Origin of the sequence: Mesorhizobium sp. M0159 (assembly GCF_040322295.1) — a bacterium.
In the GTDB taxonomy this organism is placed as follows: domain Bacteria; phylum Pseudomonadota; class Alphaproteobacteria; order Rhizobiales; family Rhizobiaceae; genus Mesorhizobium.
In genome coordinates this window covers 228,578-249,716 of record NZ_JAMYTF010000008.1, presented here as the reverse complement: position 1 = coordinate 249,716, position 21,139 = coordinate 228,578, and the positions used below count along the sequence as shown (strand labels likewise).

Annotated in this window: 22 protein-coding genes; 7 read left to right on the top strand and 15 right to left on the bottom strand. The window is 63.4% G+C overall.

The features are described 5' to 3' along the window. Both NKJ32_RS11990 and NKJ32_RS11985 read left to right on the top strand, forming a co-directional pair. Positions 1-362: TOBE domain-containing protein (locus tag NKJ32_RS11990; RefSeq protein ID WP_352827627.1), on the top strand; the 362-nt coding region annotated here is incomplete at its 5' end. 246 nt (positions 363-608) lie between these two features. Further along, on the top strand, positions 609-890 hold the full coding sequence (locus tag NKJ32_RS11985; protein WP_023675182.1) for a hypothetical protein: 282 nt from the start codon (positions 609-611) through the stop codon (positions 888-890). A gap of 12 nt (positions 891-902) precedes the next feature. On the opposite strand, the gene NKJ32_RS11980 is transcribed toward NKJ32_RS11985, so the two are convergent. Further along, the gene (locus NKJ32_RS11980) at positions 903-1,883 is read right to left on the bottom strand and encodes an AraC family transcriptional regulator (RefSeq protein WP_023675183.1); all 981 of its coding nucleotides are present in this window, start codon (positions 1,881-1,883) and stop codon (positions 903-905) included. Positions 1,884-1,977: 94 nt separating this feature from the next. On the opposite strand from NKJ32_RS11980, the gene NKJ32_RS11975 reads away from it, so the two are divergent. Beyond that, the gene (locus NKJ32_RS11975) at positions 1,978-3,201 is read left to right on the top strand and encodes an MFS transporter (RefSeq protein WP_352568287.1); all 1,224 of its coding nucleotides are present in this window, start codon (positions 1,978-1,980) and stop codon (positions 3,199-3,201) included. Here NKJ32_RS11975 and NKJ32_RS11970 read toward each other — a convergent pair. After that, positions 3,198-3,545 (bottom strand): GFA family protein, encoded by a 348-nt coding sequence (locus tag NKJ32_RS11970; protein ID WP_352568286.1) that lies wholly within the window; start codon positions 3,543-3,545, stop codon positions 3,198-3,200. The two genes, NKJ32_RS11975 and NKJ32_RS11970, sit on opposite strands and share 4 nt — an antisense overlap. Positions 3,546-3,665: 120 nt before the next feature. Between NKJ32_RS11970 and NKJ32_RS11965 the strand changes: the two genes are divergently transcribed. Further along, positions 3,666-4,961 (top strand): amidase, encoded by a 1,296-nt coding sequence (locus NKJ32_RS11965; RefSeq protein ID WP_352827622.1) that lies wholly within the window; start codon positions 3,666-3,668, stop codon positions 4,959-4,961. Between the two features lie 14 nt (positions 4,962-4,975). Here NKJ32_RS11965 and NKJ32_RS11960 read toward each other — a convergent pair whose 3' ends face one another. The 5 genes from NKJ32_RS11960 to NKJ32_RS11940 are packed head-to-tail and all read right to left on the bottom strand — an operon-like array spanning position 4,976 to position 9,213. Further along, on the bottom strand, positions 4,976-5,359 hold the full coding sequence (locus NKJ32_RS11960) for a DUF6748 domain-containing protein (protein ID WP_352827619.1): 384 nt from the start codon (positions 5,357-5,359) through the stop codon (positions 4,976-4,978). Between the two features lie 42 nt (positions 5,360-5,401). Continuing rightward, a complete protein-coding gene (locus tag NKJ32_RS11955) occupies positions 5,402-6,382 on the bottom strand; it encodes a hydroxyacid dehydrogenase (protein WP_352448395.1) in 981 nt (326 codons plus the stop codon). A gap of 1 nt (position 6,383) precedes the next feature. Next, on the bottom strand, positions 6,384-7,100 hold the full coding sequence (locus NKJ32_RS11950) for a FadR/GntR family transcriptional regulator (protein WP_292661187.1): 717 nt from the start codon (positions 7,098-7,100) through the stop codon (positions 6,384-6,386). A gap of 1 nt (position 7,101) precedes the next feature. Further along, the gene (locus NKJ32_RS11945) at positions 7,102-8,271 is read right to left on the bottom strand and encodes a mandelate racemase/muconate lactonizing enzyme family protein (protein ID WP_023675189.1); all 1,170 of its coding nucleotides are present in this window, start codon (positions 8,269-8,271) and stop codon (positions 7,102-7,104) included. Positions 8,272-8,325: 54 nt separating this feature from the next. Beyond that, a complete protein-coding gene (locus NKJ32_RS11940; protein ID WP_352725625.1) occupies positions 8,326-9,213 on the bottom strand; it encodes a sugar phosphate isomerase/epimerase family protein in 888 nt (295 codons plus the stop codon). A 392-nt stretch (positions 9,214-9,605) separates the two neighbouring features. Here NKJ32_RS11940 and NKJ32_RS11935 point away from each other — a divergent pair, with 392 nt between their 5' ends. From NKJ32_RS11935 to NKJ32_RS11925, 3 genes are all read left to right on the top strand, one after another. Beyond that, a complete protein-coding gene (locus tag NKJ32_RS11935) occupies positions 9,606-10,661 on the top strand; it encodes a sugar phosphate isomerase/epimerase family protein (protein WP_023675191.1) in 1,056 nt (351 codons plus the stop codon). A 150-nt stretch (positions 10,662-10,811) separates the two neighbouring features. After that, positions 10,812-11,999 carry a Gfo/Idh/MocA family protein gene (locus tag NKJ32_RS11930; RefSeq protein ID WP_023675192.1) on the top strand — a complete coding sequence of 396 codons (1,188 nt, stop codon included), beginning with the start codon at positions 10,812-10,814 and terminating at the stop codon, positions 11,997-11,999. Between the two features lie 176 nt (positions 12,000-12,175). Next, complete coding sequence (locus tag NKJ32_RS11925; protein WP_352456817.1) at positions 12,176-13,027, top strand: sugar phosphate isomerase/epimerase family protein; 852 nt, start codon at positions 12,176-12,178, stop codon at positions 13,025-13,027. A gap of 24 nt (positions 13,028-13,051) precedes the next feature. Here NKJ32_RS11925 and phnE (NKJ32_RS11920) read toward each other — a convergent pair whose 3' ends face one another. The 8 genes from phnE (NKJ32_RS11920) to NKJ32_RS11885 form a co-directional block, all read right to left on the bottom strand. Beyond that, positions 13,052-14,419, bottom strand: a complete 1,368-nt coding sequence (gene phnE / locus NKJ32_RS11920) for a phosphonate ABC transporter, permease protein PhnE (RefSeq protein ID WP_352502606.1) — start codon at positions 14,417-14,419, stop codon at positions 13,052-13,054. Between the two features lie 67 nt (positions 14,420-14,486). Beyond that, positions 14,487-15,443 carry a phosphonate ABC transporter, permease protein PhnE gene (gene phnE / locus NKJ32_RS11915; protein ID WP_352827615.1) on the bottom strand — a complete coding sequence of 319 codons (957 nt, stop codon included), beginning with the start codon at positions 15,441-15,443 and terminating at the stop codon, positions 14,487-14,489. A 159-nt stretch (positions 15,444-15,602) separates the two neighbouring features. Further along, complete coding sequence (gene phnD, locus NKJ32_RS11910; protein ID WP_352539454.1) at positions 15,603-16,511, bottom strand: phosphonate ABC transporter substrate-binding protein; 909 nt, start codon at positions 16,509-16,511, stop codon at positions 15,603-15,605. A 90-nt stretch (positions 16,512-16,601) separates the two neighbouring features. Further along, the gene (phnC, locus tag NKJ32_RS11905; protein WP_023675197.1) at positions 16,602-17,450 is read right to left on the bottom strand and encodes a phosphonate ABC transporter ATP-binding protein; all 849 of its coding nucleotides are present in this window, start codon (positions 17,448-17,450) and stop codon (positions 16,602-16,604) included. A 235-nt stretch (positions 17,451-17,685) separates the two neighbouring features. After that, complete coding sequence (locus NKJ32_RS11900; protein ID WP_352577415.1) at positions 17,686-18,303, bottom strand: DapH/DapD/GlmU-related protein; 618 nt, start codon at positions 18,301-18,303, stop codon at positions 17,686-17,688. Next, a complete protein-coding gene (gene phnL, locus NKJ32_RS11895) occupies positions 18,300-19,007 on the bottom strand; it encodes a phosphonate C-P lyase system protein PhnL (RefSeq protein WP_352577416.1) in 708 nt (235 codons plus the stop codon). Before phnL ends, NKJ32_RS11900 begins: the two co-directional genes overlap by 4 nt. Positions 19,008-19,233: 226 nt before the next feature. Then, positions 19,234-20,010 carry a phosphonate C-P lyase system protein PhnK gene (phnK, locus tag NKJ32_RS11890; protein ID WP_352577417.1) on the bottom strand — a complete coding sequence of 259 codons (777 nt, stop codon included), beginning with the start codon at positions 20,008-20,010 and terminating at the stop codon, positions 19,234-19,236. Beyond that, complete coding sequence (locus NKJ32_RS11885) at positions 20,007-20,966, bottom strand: alpha-D-ribose 1-methylphosphonate 5-phosphate C-P-lyase PhnJ (protein ID WP_502899011.1); 960 nt, start codon at positions 20,964-20,966, stop codon at positions 20,007-20,009. Before NKJ32_RS11885 ends, phnK begins: the two co-directional genes overlap by 4 nt. Positions 20,967-21,139: the final 173 nt, after the last annotated feature.

Here is a 21,139-nt window from a genome sequence, read left to right as displayed (position 1 = left end):
CCCCCCCCCCCCCCCCCCCCCCCCCCCCCCCCCCCCCCCCCCCCCCCCCGCCCCGCCCCCCCACCACTGCGCGGGGGCAAAAGACGGGCGCGGCGACCGACGGTCGCCCGCTCGTCTTCGGTATTCGTCCCGAGGACGTCTATCTCGAGACCGGCGCGCCGGTCGAGGCGCGGGTCCATGACGTCGAGAACCATGGCGTCGAGAAGATCCTGACGCTGCGGGTCGGCGACGCCATGCTGCGCGCCACCGTGCCGGCCAGGACCGACGTCCAGATAGAGCAGCCGGTACGCTTTGCCTGGAACCCGGACAAGGTGGTGCTGTTCGACAAGGGCAGCGGAATAAGCCTGCGTCACGCCGGCTAAGTACAAGCGTCTTTACTGCGCTAGAGCGGGATGCGTTCAAAGTGAACCGTGCATCCCGCTCTATCCATGTGTTTTAGCCGCATTTGTGCGACGCCAAGTGATTCCGCTTGGCTGCGAAATGCTCGAGTCTTCCCGTCATCCCCCGTACGGGGGATGCGGATGCTCCGATTTGTCGAATAGGCTGATCCTTTGGTCCCAAACGGGCTTTGCAAGCCCAATTTGGAGGCCCAAAACGGAGGGTTGGCTATGGGAAATCTGTTCCGCAGTTTTGCGATGATCCTGCTCGTCGCCGGTATGGGATTGTCGGCGGCGCATCTGGGCGAGGCGCAGGCAGCCAAGAAAGTTGTCGCCGGCGCGAAGGTCGACGCCAAGAAGATCAAGGACCTCAACGGCACGGTCAATCTGTCCACCAGCGACTGCAAGCTGTTGTTGAGCGGCACCGTCGTGGAAGTCTCGGATGGCAGGTGCGGGGCCTCCGGCAAATATTGCAAGAGCAGCGCCGGCTCGGCCTGCATCACCGAGCAATAAGCCGGCCAACGTTTAGCCGGCCTGGCGGATCTCCGCCTGTTCCTCGGCCCGGAAATGGCTGGGCGGCGATCCGATGACCCGTTTGAAGGCGCGGCTGAACGAGGCGTCGGATTCGTAGCCGAGGCGCGCCGCGACGACGGAAATCTTGAGCCGGTCGCGGACCAGCCATTGCCTCGCCTGGTGCATCCGCACCTGCGTGACGTACTTTGCCGGTGTTTCGCCGACAATGGTTGCGAAGCGCTCGGCGAAACCTGATCGCGAGGCACCCATCATCTTCGCCAGAGCCTCCACCGTCCAGTCGCGGTTCGGTTCCAGATGGATCGCGGCCAGCACCCGGCCGATCTCGCGGTCCCTGACCGCCGCAATCCAACCGGAAGAGTCGCCGCAGCCGCGCTCGACCCATGAGCGGATGACGGTCGCGGCGAGCACATCGGCCAGCCGCGCCAGGATGCCGCCGGAGCCGACGCGCTCCATCGTCACCTCGCGGGCCATCGCTTCCAGCAAATGCGGGATACCTGGCTCATAGGCCTCCAACTCATGTGCGCGCATCACGTCCGGCATCATGCCGAGCAAGGGGTGCAAGCCATCGAGATTGAAATACATGCTGCCGAAAAACAGCAAGGTCCCCGGACGGCAGCCGGGCATGCCGTCATTCGACATGCAATAGACACCCTTGCAGATTTCCTCGACCTCATAGCCGTGGATCGGCGCCGCCTCGATACCCGGCTCGCTCGCCAGCGTGTGGGCTGAGCCGCGCGGCAACAATACCGCGTCGCCCGCCTTGAGCTCGACCCATTCACCGGACGGCTGCAGCAACCAGCAGCCTTTGCGGCCGATGAAATGAAACCGTGCCGCCGCCTGAGCCGGAAAATGGATGCCCCAGGGTTCCTTCATCTCGCAACGGCCGTAATCGACGCCTTCGAGACGCAATCCGCGCAATATGTCTGTCAGCGGATCGCCGGTGATTGGAATTTTGGACGAACGGTCAAACATAATGGTGTTTCTAGCATGGAAACTCCAGCTAGTCACTCCCTATGTTGCTTGCATTGCCGCCAAATGCTGCGCTGCAACAGACCGGAGATCCCTCATGACCGAACCCGCGACAGGCGTCATGGACGCCGTTCTCGACCCATCGGAAACCGGCGAACGATCCGAGCCCGCATGGGGGGCGGTGGTCTCCCTGGCGCTCGGAGTCTTTGGCCTGGTGACCGCGGAATTTCTGCCTGCCAGCCTGCTGACGCCGCTTGCGCAGGATCTCGGCATCACCGAAGGCGCCGCCGGGCAGGCGGTAACGGCCACCGCCGTCATTGGCGCGATTGCGGCGCCGACCATGGCTATTGTCACCAAGCGGCTGGACCGCAGGCTGGTCATGTGGGCGCTGACGGTGCTGCTTGTGCTGTCAAACCTGGTGGCCGCGTTTGCGTCCTCGCTTCCCGTTCTTCTGATTGCCCGCATCATGCTCGGGATCAGTCTTGGCGGCTTCTGGTCGATGTCGGCAGCCATGGCGATGCGGCTCGTTCCGATGCGGTTGATGTCGCGCGCCATGTCGATCATTCTCACCGGCGTTTCGGTGGCGACGGTCTGCGCGGCTCCGGTCGGCGCCTATGTCGGCGACATCTGGGGCTGGCGGACGGCGTTCATGATCGCCGCCGTGGTCGGTGCGCTGGCGCTGCTGGTGCAGGTGGCTACCATTCCGAAGCTGCCGCCTGCAGGTACGGCAGGTTTTCGCACGCTGCTGGAGGTGATGAAGCGGCCGATGATCAGGGTGGCACTGCTGGTGGTGCTGCTGGTCGCCTCGGGACATTTTGCCGGCTTCACCTATGTCCGCCCGTTTCTCGAGAAGGTGCCCGCGCTGGACATCGAGACGATCTCGCTTGTGCTGCTCGCCTACGGCATTGGTGGCTTCTTCGGCAATTTTGCCGGCGGCTTCATTGCCGAACGCAGCCTCAAGGCAGCCGTCAGCCTGGCGCCCCTGCTGATCGCGTTTTCGGCGCTCCTGCTGCTGGTGGTCGGAGGTTCACCCGTCGTGGCTGCAATAGCAGTGGCCAGCTGGGGCTTTGCCTTCGGCGCCGTCCCAGTCGGGCTGCAGACCTGGCTGGTGCGGGCCGCCCCCGATCAGGCGGAAAGCGCCGGTGGGCTCATGGTTATGACGTTCCAGGTCGCCATCGCGTTGGGCGCCGTCTTCGGCGGCCTGCTGGTCGACAATACCGGCGTTGCCACCGCCTTCGCCTATTGCGCGGCGGCGACGTTGCTTGCGGCACTGGCGGCGTTCTTCCTTGGCCCCAAGCCGATCGACGACCCCAAGGCCTAAACGGAACGGCCGTCGAAGTCGAAGACCGGCACGGCGGCGACGTCCAACGCCTCGATGCAATTGATATTGATATAGGCACTTCGCCCGCTCCCTTCGCCGACATCCTCGGCGAAGGGGTGAATGCCGCAGCTGCGGCAGAAGCGGTGGGCGATGACATGGTTGCCGAAGCTGTAGCGGCCGAGATCATCGCCCCAGGCAAGCACCCGTATGCTCTCATGCGGAACTGCCCATAACAGTGCACCCTTGCGCGAGCAGATCGAGCAATTGCACCGAACGGCTCCGGTCAGCTCGCCTTCGACCTCGAACGCGACCTTGCCGCAGTGGCAGCTGCCTTGGTAGAGCATCGGGCCTTCCTCCTTCGGTTCGACAGGTGCAAATCCGACCGTGCCGGGCTATGTCTCCTGCGGCCAGTTTCTGGCTGCTACCTTAAGACGTTGCAAGCGCGCGGAGTCCGACACCGAAAAATGCAATCAGCCCGCGATCACCTCGAAGCAATTCTTTCGCCTCTTGCCGCTCGCGTCGACGATGAGAGGGTTTTCGTAAAGCTCTACCCGGAAGCCGCACGGGCGGCGGCGGACGCCACCGATGCGCGGCGAAAAGCCGGCGTCACGCTCGGGCCGCTCGATGGGGCGATCGTCTCGATCAAGGATCTGTTCGATGTCGCCGGCGAGCCGACCACGGCTGGCTCTCTGCTGCTCGCCAACGCAGCGCCGGCGCTGCGGGATGCCATTGTCGTGCAACAGTTGCGCCAGGCCGGTGCAATCATCCTCGGCAAGACCAACATGACCGAGTTCGCCTTTACTGCGATCGGCGTCAATCCACATTATGGCACGCCCGGCAATGCTAGCGATGCCAGCCGTATTCCGGGCGGCTCCTCCTCAGGCGCCGGCGTTTCGGTGGGCGAAGGCACCAGCGAAATCTCCATCGGCTCCGATACCGGTGGTTCGGTGCGCATTCCGGCATCGCTGAATGGCGTCGTCGGTTTCAAGCCGACTGCGCGGCGCGTGCCGCTTGCGGGTGCGTTTCCGCTGTCAGCCACGCTGGACTCGATCGGTCCGCTAGCCCGCACCGTCGCCGAATGTGCGGCGGCCGATGCAGTGATGTCGGGCGAAAACCTGGCGGCACTGTTGCCGCTGCCGCTGGACGGCCTGCGCATCGGTATTGCGCGCGGCGTGCTGTTCGATGATACGCAGGAAGAGGTCGCGACGACGTTCGACCGGTGTCTGCGCAAGATAGAGCTTAGCGGCGCACGGCTTGTGGAGCTGTCGATCGACGATCTGCTTGCCGATCTGCGCGTGGCAACCCAACGCGCGTCGATCGCGGCGATGGAAGGGGCGGAGATCCATGCCGACTGGCTGGCGACGGGAGCGACGAGGCCGGTCGACCCGCGGGTAAGCGGGCCATTGTCGCGCGCCGCCGCCATTCCGGCCACGATCTATATCAGGGCAATGCGCCGCCGCACGGCGCTGGCCGCCGCGATGGATGACCGGCTGGCGTCGGTCGACGAGCTGGCCCTGCCGACCACACCGGTGACGGCGCCGACGATCGTGTCGATGACCAGCGACGAGGCTCTGTGCAACAGGACGGAAGGCCTTCTGCTGCGCAACACGCAGGTCGCCAACCAGTTCGATCTATCAGCCATCTCGCTGCCGATGCCGGGAATGACGCGTCCGGCCGGGCTGATGCTGGTGGCACGCAATGGCCATGACCACCACCTGCTGCGCATCGCAGCGGGCGTGGAGGGGCTGCTTGCAAATTGATAGGATAGCGCGTGTCAGCGCGACGAGCAGTGGCCGCGTTCGCTGTCCTTGGCGGCGCGTTCGATGCTGGTGGCGACCAGCCAAGGCAGGGTGTACCGCTTGCCGTTGAAGGTCCGGGTGCGGTTCTCGATCGAGCCGACAACAACGACCTTGCCGGCATAGAGCTTGTCTGAAAGATCGAGCGCCTTGTCTTGCTGCGGCAGGCGATCGATGTCGATTGAAACGCCTTTGATGAGCTTCCCATTAGCGAGGTCGAGCGCGCTGTTCGATGGACAGGGTGCCGCCACGCAGCGTATGCCGTTGTCGCAGAACACGTAGCTACCCTGTCCGTTGGCGAAGGCTTGCGCCGTCGCCACGCAGAAGCCGGTGGTCAGCAGGAATTTTGTGACGCTTGCCATGCCGGCACCATCGCCGGCGAATTCGGGAAAATTGGGGCGCTTTCAGAAATCGGCAGGGAACCGCCGCCGGTAGTGCTCGACCACTTCGGGGTTGCGCAGATTGACCGGCAATCTGTTGGCCAGCACCAGCAAGGCTTCGCCAGCCGCGCCGACGCCCATGCGCATCATCGACTGCTCGGTAATCCCAGCCATGTGCGGGGTGACGATGACGTTGTCGAAGCCAAAATAAGGATGGTTGGGCGGTAGCGGTTGTGTAGCAAAAACATCGAGCGCAGCGCCGCCGATGCGGCCCTTCTGCAAGGCCTCGATCAGCGCGTCGTCATCGATCACCGGCCCGCGCGAAACATTGATCAGCAGCGCATCCGGCTTCATCCGCTCAATGCGCTCGCGGCTGATCAGCCCCCGTGTTTCGGGCGTCAGCGGGCAGCACAGAACGATGATGTCGCTCTGCTCGATGAGTGCATCGATCGACAGGAAGCCGACCCTGTCCGGCGCCGGCCGCATGCTGCGCGTCGTCGCCACCACATTCAGATCGAACCCATGGGCGGCGATGTGGCCAACCGCCTGACCGATCGCGCCGAGGCCGACAATGCCGATCGTCTTGCCCGCTAGCTCGCTGGCCACCACCGTGTGTTCGCGGCCCGCCAGCCATCCTTTCGCACGCAAGTCGCGGTCCAACACACGGAAGCGCCTAAGCAGCGCCAGCGCCGCGAACATCACATATTCGGCGACAGATCGCGCGTTCACCCCCGGCACGTTCGCCACCAGCACGCCGGCCGCATTGGCCGCTTCCATCGGTACCATGTCCAGCCCGGCGCCGTGGCGGATCGCGGCCCTGAGCTTCTTCGCGCCTTCGAAAAGCGCCGCAGGCAAGGGAGCGCGAACGATGATGACATCGGCGTTCCTCGCCTCGGCGGCCAGCGTGGCCGCATCGAGGGCGGAAGCAACGACGAGTTCGCCGGCCCCGGTCAGCATGGAAGCGGCACGAGGGTGCAGTCTGTGTGTTGACAGGATCTTGGGCATTTCAGGCCTTTTCGAGCGCAGGGCTTTCCGGTTCCGCCCCACGCCCCTCGATCAGCCCCTTCCAGTAGCTTTCCGCGCCTTGCAGGTGGGCGCTCATCAGCGCCTGGGCGAGGTTGCCATCGCGGCGCAGCAGCGCCTCGTAGATCTGGATATGCTCGGCATGGGAGCGCACGCTGCGTTCGGGATCGTTGAAATAGATCGGCAGGCGCAGTTCACCCATCATGTAGTAGACGCTGCAGATATTGTGGAAGACGCTGTTCTTGGTCGCCCGCACGATCTCGAGGTGGAACTCGCGGTCTTCCCGGGCAAGCCCTTCACCGGCGGCGATGCGATCCTCGGAGGCCTTCAGGATCTCGCGCAGCCGCTCGAAATTCTCCTCGGTGGCGCGTGAACAGGCAAGTTCGGCGGCCTTGATCTCGTGGATCTTGCGCAACTCGACCGTCTCGTAGATCTGGACGGGATCGAGCGGCAGGCCGGCGCGGGCGAACAGCGCCATCGCCTCGACGCTCGCCTGCTTCGTATCGATGTAGATGCCGGATTTCGCCCGTCGCTCGACGATGCGCATGGCCTCGAGAATGGCCAGCGCCTCGCGGATCTGGCCGCGGCTGACGCTGAAATGCTCTGCCAGTTCGCGCTCCGACGGCGTGCGGCCCGTCTCCTTGTCCGAATGGGAGAACAGATAGGCGGCGAGTTCCGCGAGAAGGTTCTTTTCTTTCATGTCAGCCGTGTTGCGCGTGCGCCTCCAGGAACCGCTCCGAAATGGTGAATCCCAGCCCGGGTCTATCAGGGATCGCTACCATACCGTCCTTTGCTTCGACAGTCTCTTCGATCAGATCGTGGATCATCGGGTTGGCGCCGAGCGAATATTCGACGGTGAAGCTCGCCGGTGAAGCAGCGCAGACATGCAGCCCGGCAAAGAAGCAGGGCGCGCCGGCCCAAAGATGCGGCGCAAAGCGCAGATTGAAGGCGCTGGCGATGGTGCCGATCTTCATCGCCTCGCTGATGCCACCGCAAAAGGCCGGATCCGGCTGGAATATATCGGCGGATTTGAGCACGGCGAGGTCGCGGAAGGCATAGCGCGTCGCCTCGCTTTCGCCGGTGGCGATCGGGATCGAACCGCAGGCGCGCACCTCGGCCATGCCGGGCTTGTCGTCGGCGATCACCGGCTCCTCGAACCAGGCGAGATCGAGGTCGCCGGCGAGATGGATAAAGCGCTTGGCCTCGGCCACCGTGTAGGTGCCGTGCGCGTCGACCATCAGGTCGATATCGGGACCGAGCGCCTGTCTGGCGGCACGGACGCGAGCGGCCGAGATATGTGGGGCGCCGTCCATGGCGCCGACGCGCATCTTCAGCGCCTTGAAACCGCCCTTGGTGATGTAGGACTGCAGCTGGTCGCCGATGGCTTCCGCAGTGGCCCAGCCGCCGGAAGCATAGGCCGGCATGCGGTCCAGCTTGCGGCCGCCGAGCAGCCGCCAGACCGGAACGCCGAGCGATTTGCCAAGAATGTCCCACAATGCGATGTCGACGGCGCTGATAGCGGCGATGCTCATGCCGCGTCGCGCCAATTGCGGCATGGCGTGGCCAGCGCGAGCGGCGCTGTCGTGGCGCGTGCCATTATAGAGCATCTCCCATATGACGCCGATGTCAGCCGGGTCGCGGCCGACCAGCTGCGGGCCGACCTCGTAGTTCAGCAAATGGACAAGGGCGCCGTAGCTGCCGGCGCTGCCGGCGGCATTCTTGCCCTCGCCCCAGCCGACCAGCCCGTCGTCGGTCTCGATGCGCAGGATGGCGGCGTCGAACGTCGCCACCTGACCGAAGTCGCTACGGTGCTGCTTCGCGGCTTCGATCGGTATGCGGACCCACCAGGCTTGGACCGTCTTGATGCGCATGTTCATCCTCGGCCCGGCCGCGGTGAGGCGGAAGGGCTTTTCCAAACGGCTCGGCTACTTGATCAGCGGCAGCAGCGTTTCCGCGTTGATGCGCATCTGGTCGGTGTAGAATTTCTCCGTGAGCACGCTGGAGCCGTGGTCCTGAATGAATTTCAACTGCTCCGGCGAGATGTCGACGGGGTTGCGTTCGACCATGTCGGGATAGGGGGCAGCCGGGGTGCGGTCGACGGGGGCGACGAATTCATTGGTCAGCGCGCCGTCATAGCCGATCTCCTTCAGCGTGCCGACGATCTTCGGCCAGTCGATCTGCCCGAGGCCGGCGGCGAAGCGGTTGTTGTCGGCGACATGGAAGTCGTACAGGCGCTTGCCGACCTGCCGGATGGCGTCGTAGACGTTAAATTCTTCCATGTGGATGTGGTAGGCGTCGAGGCAGACGCCGCATTCGGGACTGACCGCATCGGCCAGCGCCAGTGCCTGGGCGCCGCGGTTGAACAGATAGGTCTCGAAGCGGTTGAGCGGCTCGACCGCGATCTTGACGCCGACCTTCTTGGCGTGGGTGAAGCATTCCCGGGTGGCGTCGACCACCCATTTCCACTCCTCTTCCTCGGTGCCGTCCGGCACCACCTTGCCGACGGTGGCCGGAACCAGCGTGATGATCTCGCCATCAAGTTCGCTGACCATGGTCAGCACGTCCTTGACATACTGCACCGAGCGCTCGCGCTGGCCCTGGTCCTTGGCGGCGAGATTGCGCTCGCCCAGCATCAGCGTCACCGCTCCCCAGCAGCGAATGCCGTACTCGTTCAACAGTGCGCGCGTCTCCTTGGGCTTGTAGTGTTCGGGTTCGCCGGAGATCTCGATCGACTCGTAGCCGAATTTCTTGATGCGCTTGAGCGTCGTTTCCAGCGGCTCCGCCCGCATCCAATTGTGCGTCGAAAGATGCATGGTCTATCCTTCCCAGAATCGCCTGTACCAGTTCGCCTGCGGCGCACTCTGCCGAAGCGTGCCGCATGATTCCTCCCCAAGGCGTCCCAGCATTTTTTGCAAACTGGTTCGACCAATTGGGCTTGATGGGAGGTCTACAGTAATTTCATCTGGACGGCAAGAAGTGCTGCCATCAAGCGTTAGCTCCTAGCTAGACCATTGATTATGCTTAAACATGTGGCTTAACTCGGCATGGTTGCAAGACTGCGGCAGCGCGTCAAATGGCTTGACCAGATTTCGTCATTTGGTAATACCAGAATAGCGGCGCTGAGCGCGCTGTGCAAAGAGACCAAAGACGCTGGCCCTGTTTTCAATCGGCGCTATGCTTGGTCGTGAAACATAGGGAGATGCCGATGCCGACGACGATGAAGGGGCCTGGTCTGTTCCTGGCGCAGTTTGCGGGCGACGCCGCGCCGTTCAATTCGCTGGCCTCGATCACCAAATGGGCGGCTGGTCTGGGCTACAAGGGCGTGCAGATCCCGACATGGGACGCTCGACTGTTCGATCTCGAGAAGGCAGCCTCCTCCAAGGCCTATTGCGACGAGGTGAAGGGCATCTGCGCCGATGCCGGCGTCGAAATCACCGAACTGTCGACGCATCTGCAGGGGCAACTGGTGGCGGTGCATCCCGCCTATGACGCGCAGTTCGACGGCTTTGCGCCGGCTGCGGTGCACAACAATCCAAAAGCCAGGCAGCAATGGGCGGTCGAACAGATGAAGTTCGCCGCCAAGGCGTCGAAGAATCTCGGGCTCAAGGCGTCGGTGTCGTTTTGCGGCGCGTTGGCCTTCCCATACCTCTACCCATGGCCGCAGCGGCCGGCGGGACTGATCGAGGAAGCATTTGCCGAGCTGGGCAAGCGCTGGAAGCCAATCCTCGACGTCTATGACGAGAACGGCGTCGATATCGGCTACGAAATCCATCCGGGCGAGGACGTGTTCGACGGCGCGACATTCGAGATGTTCCTCGATGCGGTCGGCGGCCACAAGCGCTGCAACATCAACTACGACCCGTCGCACTTCCTGCTGCAGCAGCTCGATTATCTCGAATTCATCGACATCTACCACGAGCGGATCAAGGCGTTCCACGTCAAGGACGCTGAATTCAATCCGACCGGGCGGCAAGGCGTCTATTCCGGCTACCAGAGCTGGACCAACCGCGCCGGGCGTTTCCGCTCGCTCGGCGACGGGCAGGTGGATTTCGGCGGCATCTTCTCCAAGCTCACCCAATACAATTACGATTCATGGGCGGTGCTGGAATGGGAATGCTGCCTCAAGCACCCGGAGGATGGTGCTGCCGAAGGCGCCCCCTTCATCCAGCACCACATCATCAGGGTGACGGAAAAAGCATTCGACGATTTCGCCGGCGGCACGACCGATAAAAAGGTGCTGCGCGGCATGATGGGGATCTAGCACAGATATCCCTCCCGAGGGGAGGGTGGCCCGGAGGGCCGGGTGGGGTCGGTCCATGCCGAGCTTCATGCCCGGCGACCCCACCCGCGCTACGCGTCGACCCTCCCCCTCAAGGGGGGAGGGGTATCTCAGATAACGAGGGAGAAAATCATGGTTGGCGCATCGAAGACGGAAACGGGAGGCGGTCCGATCCGCTACGGCATGGTTGGCGGCGGACAAGGCGCCTTTATCGGCGCGGTGCACCGCATCGCGGCGCGCATTGATAACGAGTTCGTGCTGGTTGCCGGCGCCTTGTCGTCGAATCCGGAGCGCGCCAAGGCCTCGGCGGCCGAGCTTGGGCTCGATCCGGCACGCAGCTACGGCTCCTATGCCGAGATGGCCCAGGCCGAGGCCAAGCGGCCGGACGGCATCGAGGTGGTGGCCATCGTCACGCCGAACAATGTGCACGTGCCGGCCGCCAAGGCTTTTCTAGAGGCCGGCATCCACGTCATCTGCGACAAGCCGCTGGCGACGACGCTGGCCGAGGCAAAGAAGCTGGCGGCGCTGGTCGAAAAGACCGGCAAGGTGTTTGTGCTGACGCATAACTACACCGCCTATCCGATGGTGCGGCAGGCACGCGAGATGGTGGCCAAAGGACAGCTCGGCGATATCCGCATCGTGCAGTCGGAATATCCGCAGGACTGGCTGACCGAAGATCTGGCCGCCACCGGCCAGAAGCAGGCTGCGTGGCGCTCAGACCCCAAGCAGGCCGGTGCCGGCGGTGCGCTGGGCGATATCGGCACGCACGCCTACAACCTCGCCCGTTTCGTCTCCGGGCTGGAGCTCGATTCGTTGTCGGCCGATCTCGATGCCTTCGTACCGGGGCGGCTGCTCGACGACAACATCAATGTGCTGCTGCGCTTCAAGCCGGTCGGCGGGTCGCACTCCGCCAAGGGCATGATCTGGGCAAGCCAGGTGGCGCCCGGCCACGAGAACGGCCTGAAATTGCGCATCTACGGCTCGAAGGGCGGGCTCGAATGGGTGCAGGCCGATCCGAACTATCTCTGGTACACGCCGTTCGGCCAGCCGAAGCAGTTGATCACCCGAAACGGCGCGGGAGCGTTGCCCGTCGCCGGGCGCGTCAGCCGCGTTCCGCCAGGCCATCCGGAAGGCTATCTCGAAGGTTTCGCCAACATCTACCAGGAAGCCGCGCGGGCCATTCGTGCGGCGCGCCGGAAGGGCGGCAAGCCGGCTAAGGATGTCGTTTTCCCAACTGTGCAAGACGGCGTCGAAGGCATGGCCTTCATCGAGGCCTGCGTGAAATCGGCGAAGAAGAATGGAGCGTGGACGAAGCTCTGAAGGGGTGGTGATATTCAGGTGAGACCGGCCTGCAAATGGCAGTTTCCTGCGCTTCCGGTGCTCATGTACCAAAAGTACGCTCCGCTCCGGTTCTCGGAACCCACCATTTTCGGCTCGGCCTGACCTGAATCTCACCACCCCTCCGGCGATCGAGCGAATGAAGGGGAGGGGCGTCGATGAAAATCGGCATGTGCATGTTGTTGTGGACGACCAGTGTCACGAAAAAACACGAGCCGTTGTTGAGGGATATCAAGGCGACCGGCTTCGACGGCGTCGAGATACCGGTCTTCTCCGGCACGCCGGACGACTACAAGAAGCTCGGTGAGCTGCTCGACCGCATCGGGCTGCAACGTACCGCCGTCTCGGCGATGGGCGATCCGGCGATGAACCTGATCTCGGCCGACGCCTCGACGCGCAAGGCCGGTATCGACTACATGAAATCGGCGATCGACTGCGCTCAGGCGCTTGGCGCGAACACGTTGAGCGGCCCGCTGCATTCCACACTCGGAGCCTTCTCCGGCAGCGGGCCGACGGCGGCCGAGAAAAAACGTTCGATCGCTTCGCAGCGCGCCATCGGTGACCATGCCGGCAACAAGGGTGTCACCATCGGGCTGGAGGCGCTCAACCGCTTCGAATGCTATCTGCTCAACACGATGGACGATTTGTCGGCGCATATCGACGCGATCGACCGGCCGCACATCAAGGCGATGTACGACACGTTCCATGCCAACATCGAAGAGGCCGACCCGATCGGCGCCTATACGCGCAACCGCAAGAACATCGTCCATATCCATATTTCGGAGAACGATCGCGGCGTGCCGGGCCGCGGCCACGTCCCCTGGAAGGAGACTTTCTCCGCCATTCGCAAGAGCGGCTACGACGATTGGCTGACGATCGAGGCGTTCGGGCGTTCGCTGAAGGATTTAGCCGCGGCCACCAAGGTGTGGCGCGACTTTTCCGAAGGCCCGGAAGCTGTTTACCGCGACGGCTACAGGCATATCAGGAATGGATGGAGGAAGGCGCCCTAACCGCACGCCTGCGCAACGCCCCCGTCAGCCCTGGCCGGCCTGGATCCGGTTGTAGTCGTGGATCGTCCTGCTCAAGCGGCGGCGCAGGAAATTGGAAATGTTGTCGAAGATGAAAACGACGAGCAGGACCAAGAGCACCATGTAGAAGACATTGGCCCAGTTGGAATTGGTGCGCATCGCCTCCCAGAGCTTCAGGCCGATGCCACCGGCACCGACGGCGCCGATGATCGTCGCGCCCCTGGTGTTGGATTCCCACTGATAGAGTGTCTGGCTGATGAAGACCGGGATCACTTCCGGCAGCACGCCATAGCGCTGCACCAGCAAGCCGTTGGCGCCGGTCGACTGGATGCCCTCGCGTGGCTTGTCATCGATGTTCTCGAGGCCTTCCGAATAGACTTTGCCGAGCGTGCCGATCTCGGTGAAGAAAATCGCGGCGCTGCCGGCAAGCGGGCCCGGGCCGAAGGCGCGGGTGAAGAACAGCGCCCAGATCAGCATGTCGACCGAACGCATGAAATCGAAGAACCGCTTTAGCACCTGGCTAAGCAGGCCGCTCGGGGTGATGTTGCGGGCGGCGAAGAAGGCGAGCGGGAAGGCAACGATGCCGCCGAGTAAGGTGCCGAGAAACGCCATGACGATGGTCTGGAACAGCTTCGTCCAGACGTCGCCATGCTGCCATTGGGCGTTGTTCCAGATATTATCGGCGGCCAGCGCAATGTTTGATGTGCCCGGCTTGAGCTGGGGTCCGGACACCAGCAACGAGACCACCTCGCCGGGCGACTTGCCGAAGAAGGGCGAGCGTGTGTCGAAGACGAAATTCGCCCAGCCGAGGAAGCGCTTGCGGACCTTGACGCGATCGACGGTTATACGGACCTCGCCGGCAAAGCCCATCCTGGCGACGATCTCATCGTCATGCGCGGTGATCCACTCCGGCACCGGGCCGGATATTACCGGTTTGCCGCTGGCCAAGGACACCGGCACCGTCTGGCCATTGGCGACCAGCGTCGCCTCGGTCTTGTCGAAGATGACCGATTTGGCCCGGCCGTCGATCAGGATGGTGTAGGAGCCGTTGGCGTTGGTGATGACCCAATCGGGATGCGGATCTTCGCCGAGCGCCGAAAAACGCGGGTATCTGGGTGTGATCTGAGGCTGGTCGAGACGGAATTCCGGCTGCAGATCGTAGCTGATCCATTGCGTCAGGAAGAGCGGCAGGCGCTCCCAGTGCGATTCCCTCAGCACTTGCGGCAGGCTGAAGAACCACAAGGCGTAGAGGAGATAGAGCAGGATGCCGGTGAACAGGACCAGCGGGCCGAAGCGTTTGTACAAGGGCCGCCGGAACACTTGGGGAAAGCGCTCCTCGATCGACCGCATCTCATCGGCGGTCATTGCGGCCATGGGCAGTCTTCTTGTTGATTTGCCATGATCTTTTCCAAAAACCGGAATCCACTTTTTGGGATCATGGTCAGGCACCCATCATGAATGCCTGCTCGCCGACGAGCTTGCGGCGTAGCCAGGCGGAAAACTGGTCGACGAGGAAGATCGTCGTGAACAGCAGCAGCACCAATGCCAGCGTCTTGGCGCCGAAGCCGCGCGAGATGGAGAGCTTCAGTTCCTCGCCGATGCCGCCACCGCCGACCGCGCCGATAATGGTCGAGATACGCACATTGATCTCGATCCTGAGCAGCGTGTAGGACATGAAATTGGGCAGCACTTGCGGCAGGCCGGCAAAGCGCACGCGCTCGAACCAGTTGGCGCCGACCGCGCGCAGGCCTTCTTCGGCGCGCATGTCGATGTTTTCGTTGATCTCGTAGAAGAGCTTGCCGAGAGCGCCGATGGAATGCAGGCCGATGGCGATGATGGCTGCGACCGGGCCGGTCGAGAGGATGGCTGCGAACAGGCCGGCAATGACGATCTCGGGGAAGGCGCGAAGCAGTTCCATGAAGCGCTTGACGACGAGCCTGAGCACCGGACTGGGCGTCAAGTTGCGCGCGGCGATGAAGGAAAAGGGCACCGCAAAGACAAAGCCGATGAAAGTGGAAACCAGCGCCAGGTTAAGCGTGGTGAGCATCAGCTCGAAATATTCGGGTAGATAAAAGCCGCCCCAGAGATAGACGCGGCCAAGCGGGAAGTTGAACTCTTGGCTGCCCTTGTCGTGCGGCGATGCGATGTCGAACAGCGCCCGCCAGACGTCGTTCCAGTCCTTGGGAACAAGCCAACTAAGGAAATCCAGTATGTGCGGCAGCCGATCGAAGAAATGTCCGGCATTGGCCTCGTCGGCGAACCACATGGCTGTGCACATGGCGACAAGCAGTGAGCCGATGCCGAGCGCCGTGTAGAACCGGCGCAAGGACGTCTGGCGTCGCCAGGCGTCTGCTGCCTGCCGGACCGCGTCTGAACGAATTGTAGCGGCGAAGGTCATACGGGGTCACGAGCGGACACGCAAAAAGGGCGGCGACCGCATCGGCCCGAAAGTTGACTTTCGGAAAGCACGATGCGGCATCTAAGTGTTAGAGCGTACTTTGTGCGTCCAAGTGGACGCACGTCGCTCTAATGGACGCCGCCCTTTCCGCAATTGTCGTCAGCCGCCGATCGCGGCTTTGCGGGCTTCGACGATGACGCTGTAGAAGTCCGGCTTCACCGGAACATAGCCGGTGAAATCGCCGCCTTCGATGGCCTCGAAGCAAGGCTTGTCCTTGGCCGGCAGGCTGGTGAAGAAGTTGGCGAGCTTGGCGCTCATATCGCCGCCGAGTGCGGTGCGCACGACCAGCGGGCCGTTCGGGATCAAGCCGGAGCGCCAGACTTCGACGAAATCGTTGGGGTCCACGGCGCCCTTGGCGACTTCCTTGTGGAAGGTGCCGGAGGTGTAGCCGTTCTTGAAGTCGCCGATGCCAGAGGAATCGTCAACCGCAACATCGACCTTGCCGTCGCGAACGGCGAGGAGGTTGTTCTCGTGGCCACCATTGAACTGTGTCGAGGCGAAGAAGGTTTCGTTCGAAGCGCCGGTGTCTTTCGGGATCTGGGTCAGCGGGATCAGGTAGCCGGAGGTCGAATCCGGGTCGGCATAGCCGAGCTTCTTGCCCTTGGCCGACTTGATGTCGGTGATGCCGGACGACTTCAGCGCAAGGCCGATCGAATAATAGCCGGTCGCGCCGTCGGTCTGCTGGGTGGTGAGGATCGGGGTCACGGCGTTCGGATCCTTGAGGTAGACGCTGGCATAGCCCGACGCGCCAAGCTCTGCGAAATCGAGCGTGCCGCCGAGCAGGCCCTGGATAACGCCGTCATAGTCGGCGGCCGGGAACAGCGAGACCTTCTCGAAGCCGAATTCGGACTTCATGTGATCGGCGAGGCACTGAAAGTTGCGCAGCCGGTCCGCTTCGTTTTCACCGCCAAGGATGCCGATGCGGAATTCCTTGATATCCTGGGCGTGAGCGGCGCTTGCCGCGATGGCGAGCAATGAAACGGCGCCAAAAACCATCTTCCTGAACATTATCTCTCTCCTGTTGGTCCCGGCCTCGCGCCGGTAGCGTTCGAATTTTTTGACAGGTGCCTTTGACGCGGGCGGGCGATCAGGCCGTTCTCAATATCCCGGGAATGCGGGCTCGAGCGGTCCGGCGGATGCAGCGATTTTCTGTTTGATGGCGACACTGGTGGAGGTGATGGCCTCGGAGATTTCGCCGCCATTGCTGTCGGCGCCGTAGACCATGCGCACGGCCTCGCGGTTGAGGGCTTCGGGCGGGCCGTCGAAGACGACCTTGCCGGCGGCCATGCCGATGATGCGGTTGCAGTAGGTGCGGGCCGTATCCAGCGTATGCAGATTTGTGATGACGGTGATGCCCTCGCGCAAATTGATGTCCTGCAGCGAATCCATCACCACCTTGGCGTTGAGCGGATCGAGCGAGGCAATCGGCTCATCCGCCAGCAACACCTTCGGCTGCTGCATCATGGCGCGCGCAATCGCAACGCGCTGCTGCTGGCCGCCGGAAAGTGTGCCGGCCGGCTGCAGGGCGGTGCGGGCGATGTCGAGGCGCTCGAGGGCTGCAACCGCCTCGGCGCATTCACCGCGGGAGAACATGCCAAATAGGTTGGACAGCGTCGAGCGGTGGTTGAGCCGGCCGAGCAGCACATTGGTCAGCACATCGAGGCGCGGCACGAGATTGAACTGCTGGAAGATCATGGCGCAGTCGCGCTGCCATCGCCGGAGCGGCGAGCCGCGCAACCCGGAGACCTCGACGCCGTTGAACAGGATGGATCCCTGGCTGGGATCGATGAGGCGGTTAATCATGCGCAGCAGCGTCGATTTGCCGGCGCCGGAGCGGCCAATGATGCCGACCATCTGGCCTTGCGGAATCGCGATGTGAACATTGCTGACGGCGGTGTTCTTGCCGAACCGGCGGGTGACGCCGCGGATTTCGAGCGTAGCTGACATGGTGCAGGCTCCAGTCCAATCGCAATTGAAGGTCTGTTTACCCTGGCTAGCGCAGCCGCATGAACCTGCGGTGTCGGAACGATGTCAGTTTTGTTACTGCCCACAGCCTGGAGCGGGGCGGGATCAACTCGGCGCGAGAAGCTCGAATGGTGAATGGTGATAAGAACGGCTTCCCTGAGCCTCGAAACCTGTCCGCTGCCCCCATTCACATTCACCATTCACCATTTCACGACCCTCAGCCGCCATATTTCTCCAGAAACGCCTCCGCCGACAATTCCCGAAAATCGTCGAGCGCGGCGCGCAGCCTTGCGTGGTCCCAGTCCCACCAGGCGAGCGCCTGGTAGCGCTCCGCGGTGCGGCGGTCGAAGCGTTCGCGGATCGGCTTGGCCGGTACGCCGGCGACGATGGTGTAGGGCGCGACGTCCTTCGACACCACCGCACCGGCACCGACCGCCGCGCCATCGCCGACGGTGACGCCCGGCAGGATGGTCGAGCCGTGGCCGAGCCAGGTGTCGTGGCCGATGGTGACGCGTTTGGCGCGGCGCTTGGCGAAGAATTCGCTCTCGTGCTCGGCGTCGTCCCAATAATCCGAGGCGCGATAGGTGAAATGGTGCAGCGTCGGCCGCCAGGTCGGATGGTTGGTAGCGTTGATGCGCACGCTTGCGGCGATGTTGGCGAATTTGCCGATCGTTGCGCACCAGACGCCGCAGTCCTGCATCATGTAGGAATAGTCGCCGAGCGTGCTTTCGGAAACCCGGCAGCGCTCGGCGATCTCGGTCCAGCGGCCAAGCGTCGAGTTCTCGACTTCCGCCGTCTCGTGGATCAGCGGCGCCTCCGACAGTTTCCTGGTCATGCGGCGATTTTCCCGGCGGCGAAGGCGGTCACGTCGATGACGCGGTCGGCGACCGCCTCACGCACGTCGTGATCGTGGAAGATGCCGAGCAAAGCGACGCCCGCTGCCTTCTTGGCGACGATCAGGGAAATCACCACATCGCGGTTCCTGGCATCGAGCGAAGCGGTCGGCTCGTCGAGCAGCAGGATCGGGTGCTCGGTGATGAAGCCGCGCGCGATGTTGACGCGCTGCTGTTCACCGCCGGAGAACGTCGCCGGCGGCAGCGCCCAGAGCTTCTCCGGCAGGTTGAGCTGCGCCAGCAAGGCGCGTGCCTTGCCGTGCGCGACCTCGCGCTCCTCGCCGCGCTCGACCAGCGGTTCGGCCACGACGTCGAGCGCAGAGACACGCGGTACGGTGCGCAGGAACTGGCTGACATAGCCGATGGTAAGCCGGCGCACGGCAAGCACGGTGCGCGGGCTGGCCGAGGCGAGATCGATGAGCCCGCCCTCGTGCTGGACGATGATCTGGCCTTCATCGGCGGCATAATTTCCGTAGAGCATTTTCAGGATCGAGCTCTTGCCGGCGCCGGACGGGCCGCCGAGCACGGCGCATTCGCCGGCCCTGATCGCGAACGAGACACCGGCGACCACCGGCAGTTTGATGCCGTCGCGCAGATGCATGGTGAAGCTCTTCGCGACATCGGAGACAACGAGCGGGGTTGCCATCAGAGCGTTCTCCAATCGTCATTCGTCTGCGGGCCAACACCCCCCTCTGGCTTGCCCTCTTTGCCAAAACTTGCCATCTCCCCCTCAAGGGGGGAGATTGGCAGTCGCATTCGGTTTCGCCATTCTCCTGTGTCGCAGAACGGGCGGGCCATAAAAGCTGCTGATCTCCCCCCTTGAGGGGGAGATGGCCGGCAGGCCAGAGGGGGGTACGCCGGAGCAATCATCGTCACACCTGCAGAATCGAGGAGACAAGCAACTGGGTATAAGGCGCGCGCGGATCGTCGAGGACGCGGTCGGTGAGGCCGCTTTCGACGACGCGGCCGTCCTTCATCACCATCATGCGCTGCGACAACAGCCGCGCCACGGCGAGATCGTGGGTGACGACGATGGCGGCCAGGCCGAGATCGGTGACCAGGCCGCGCAACAGATCGAGCAGGCGCGCCTGCACCGAGACGTCGAGGCCGCCGGTTGGCTCGTCCATGAACACCAGCCGCGGCCCGGTGACGAGGTTGCGGGCGATCTGCAGGCGCTGGCGCATGCCTCCGGAAAAGGCGCGCGGCTCGTCGTCGATGCGATCCTCGTCGATCTCGACGCGCGACAGCCAGTCGACGGCGGTGGCGCGGATTTTTCCATAGTGGCGGTCGCCGACCGCCATCAACCGCTCGCCGACATTGGCGCCGGCCGACACCGTCATGCGCAGCCCGTCCGCCGGGTTCTGATGGACAAAACCCCAATCGGTGCGCATCAGGAAGCGGCGCTCGGCCTCGCTCATGCGGTAGAGTTCGCGAAACTGGCCGTCGCGCATCCGGTAGCTGGCGGTGCCGGAACTGGGCAGCAGTCGAGTTGACAGGCAGTTGAGCAGCGTCGTCTTGCCGGAACCAGATTCGCCGACCACCGCCAGCACTTCGCCCGGCCAGAGGTCAAAAGTGACGTTCTCGCAGCCGACGCGCGAGCCGTAGGATTTGGACAGCGCCGAAACGCGCAGCAAAGGTTCGTCGGTCATTGCTTCTCCTTACCCTCCCCCTCGTGGGGAGGGTCGGCGCGTAGCGCCGGGGTGGGGGGTGAGGCGGTGGCAGTACCCCCACCCGCGCCTTCGGCGCGACCTCCCCACAAGGGGGAGGTAGGGGCGTTGCGCCGCTTCTCGCAATGATCGGTATCGGAGCAGACGAACATGTGGCCGCCATGGTCGTCGAGGATGACCTCGTCGAGATAGACGTTCTCGGCCGCGCACAGCGCGCAGGGCTGGTCGAAGGTCTGCACCTCGAACGGATGGTCCTCGAAATCGAGGCTGACCACATCGGTGAAGGGCGGCAGCGCGTAGATGCGCTTTTCGCGGCCGGCGCCGAACAATTGCAAAGCCGGCGAACGGTGCATCTTCGGATTGTCGAATTTCGGCGTCGGCGAGGGATCCATCACATAGCGGCCCTCAACCTTGACCGGGTAGGCGTAGGTGGTGGCGATGCGGCCGTGCCTGGCGATGTCCTCGTAGAGCTTCACATGCATAAGGCCGTATTCCTCCAGCGCATGCATTTTGCGCGTCTCCGTTTCCCGCGGCTCGAGGAAGCGCAGCGGCTCGGGGATCGGCACCTGGTAGACCAGCACCTGACCGGCACTCAGCGGATATTCAGGGATGCGGTGGCGGGTCTGGATGATGGTCGCCTTGGCCGTTTCGGTGGTGACCGCGACATTGGCGACCTTCTTGAAGAAGGCGCGGATCGAGACGGCATTGGTGGTGTCGTCGGCGCCCTGGTCAATGACCTTGAGCACATCGTCCGGGCCAATGATCGAAGCGGTAACCTGGACGCCGCCGGTGCCCCAACCATAGGGCATCGGCATTTCGCGCGAGGCGAACGGCACCTGATAGCCAGGAATGGCGATGCCCTTGAGGATGGCGCGGCGGATCATCCGCTTGGTCTGTTCGTCAAGATAGGCGAAGTTGTAGGTGGCGATGTCGGTCATGGCGATCGCTTCCGCTCTGTGCTACCGAATTGAGTTCCAAGACACGGAAAAGGGGCTGGGCTCCGATGACCCCGACCGGATGGATGCGCCTCGGAATCCTGTTGCTGGTGTTCGTCGGGGTGGTTGCCTTTGTGCTTCGAAGAATGGTTCTTCCTGAGCCGAGGGAAGGCGCG

Coding starts and splice junctions, on each gene's coding strand:
- NKJ32_RS11985 (WP_023675182.1), top strand. CDS start 609: ATGGGAAATCTGTTCCGCAGTTTTGCGATGATCCTGCTCGTCGCCGGT.
- NKJ32_RS11980 (WP_023675183.1), bottom strand. CDS start 1,883: ATGTTTGACCGTTCGTCCAAAATTCCAATCACCGGCGATCCGCTGACA.
- NKJ32_RS11975 (WP_352568287.1), top strand. CDS start 1,978: ATGACCGAACCCGCGACAGGCGTCATGGACGCCGTTCTCGACCCATCG.
- NKJ32_RS11970 (WP_352568286.1), bottom strand. CDS start 3,545: ATGCTCTACCAAGGCAGCTGCCACTGCGGCAAGGTCGCGTTCGAGGTC.
- NKJ32_RS11965 (WP_352827622.1), top strand. CDS start 3,666: ATGCAATCAGCCCGCGATCACCTCGAAGCAATTCTTTCGCCTCTTGCC.
- NKJ32_RS11960 (WP_352827619.1), bottom strand. CDS start 5,359: ATGGCAAGCGTCACAAAATTCCTGCTGACCACCGGCTTCTGCGTGGCG.
- NKJ32_RS11955 (WP_352448395.1), bottom strand. CDS start 6,382: ATGCCCAAGATCCTGTCAACACACAGACTGCACCCTCGTGCCGCTTCC.
- NKJ32_RS11950 (WP_292661187.1), bottom strand. CDS start 7,100: ATGAAAGAAAAGAACCTTCTCGCGGAACTCGCCGCCTATCTGTTCTCC.
- NKJ32_RS11945 (WP_023675189.1), bottom strand. CDS start 8,271: ATGCGCATCAAGACGGTCCAAGCCTGGTGGGTCCGCATACCGATCGAA.
- NKJ32_RS11940 (WP_352725625.1), bottom strand. CDS start 9,213: ATGCATCTTTCGACGCACAATTGGATGCGGGCGGAGCCGCTGGAAACG.
- NKJ32_RS11935 (WP_023675191.1), top strand. CDS start 9,606: ATGCCGACGACGATGAAGGGGCCTGGTCTGTTCCTGGCGCAGTTTGCG.
- NKJ32_RS11930 (WP_023675192.1), top strand. CDS start 10,812: ATGGTTGGCGCATCGAAGACGGAAACGGGAGGCGGTCCGATCCGCTAC.
- NKJ32_RS11925 (WP_352456817.1), top strand. CDS start 12,176: ATGAAAATCGGCATGTGCATGTTGTTGTGGACGACCAGTGTCACGAAA.
- phnE (WP_352502606.1), bottom strand. CDS start 14,419: ATGGCCGCAATGACCGCCGATGAGATGCGGTCGATCGAGGAGCGCTTT.
- phnE (WP_352827615.1), bottom strand. CDS start 15,443: ATGACCTTCGCCGCTACAATTCGTTCAGACGCGGTCCGGCAGGCAGCA.
- phnD (WP_352539454.1), bottom strand. CDS start 16,511: ATGTTCAGGAAGATGGTTTTTGGCGCCGTTTCATTGCTCGCCATCGCG.
- phnC (WP_023675197.1), bottom strand. CDS start 17,450: ATGTCAGCTACGCTCGAAATCCGCGGCGTCACCCGCCGGTTCGGCAAG.
- NKJ32_RS11900 (WP_352577415.1), bottom strand. CDS start 18,303: ATGACCAGGAAACTGTCGGAGGCGCCGCTGATCCACGAGACGGCGGAA.
- phnL (WP_352577416.1), bottom strand. CDS start 19,007: ATGGCAACCCCGCTCGTTGTCTCCGATGTCGCGAAGAGCTTCACCATG.
- phnK (WP_352577417.1), bottom strand. CDS start 20,010: ATGACCGACGAACCTTTGCTGCGCGTTTCGGCGCTGTCCAAATCCTAC.
- NKJ32_RS11885 (WP_502899011.1), bottom strand. CDS start 20,966: ATGACCGACATCGCCACCTACAACTTCGCCTATCTTGACGAACAGACC.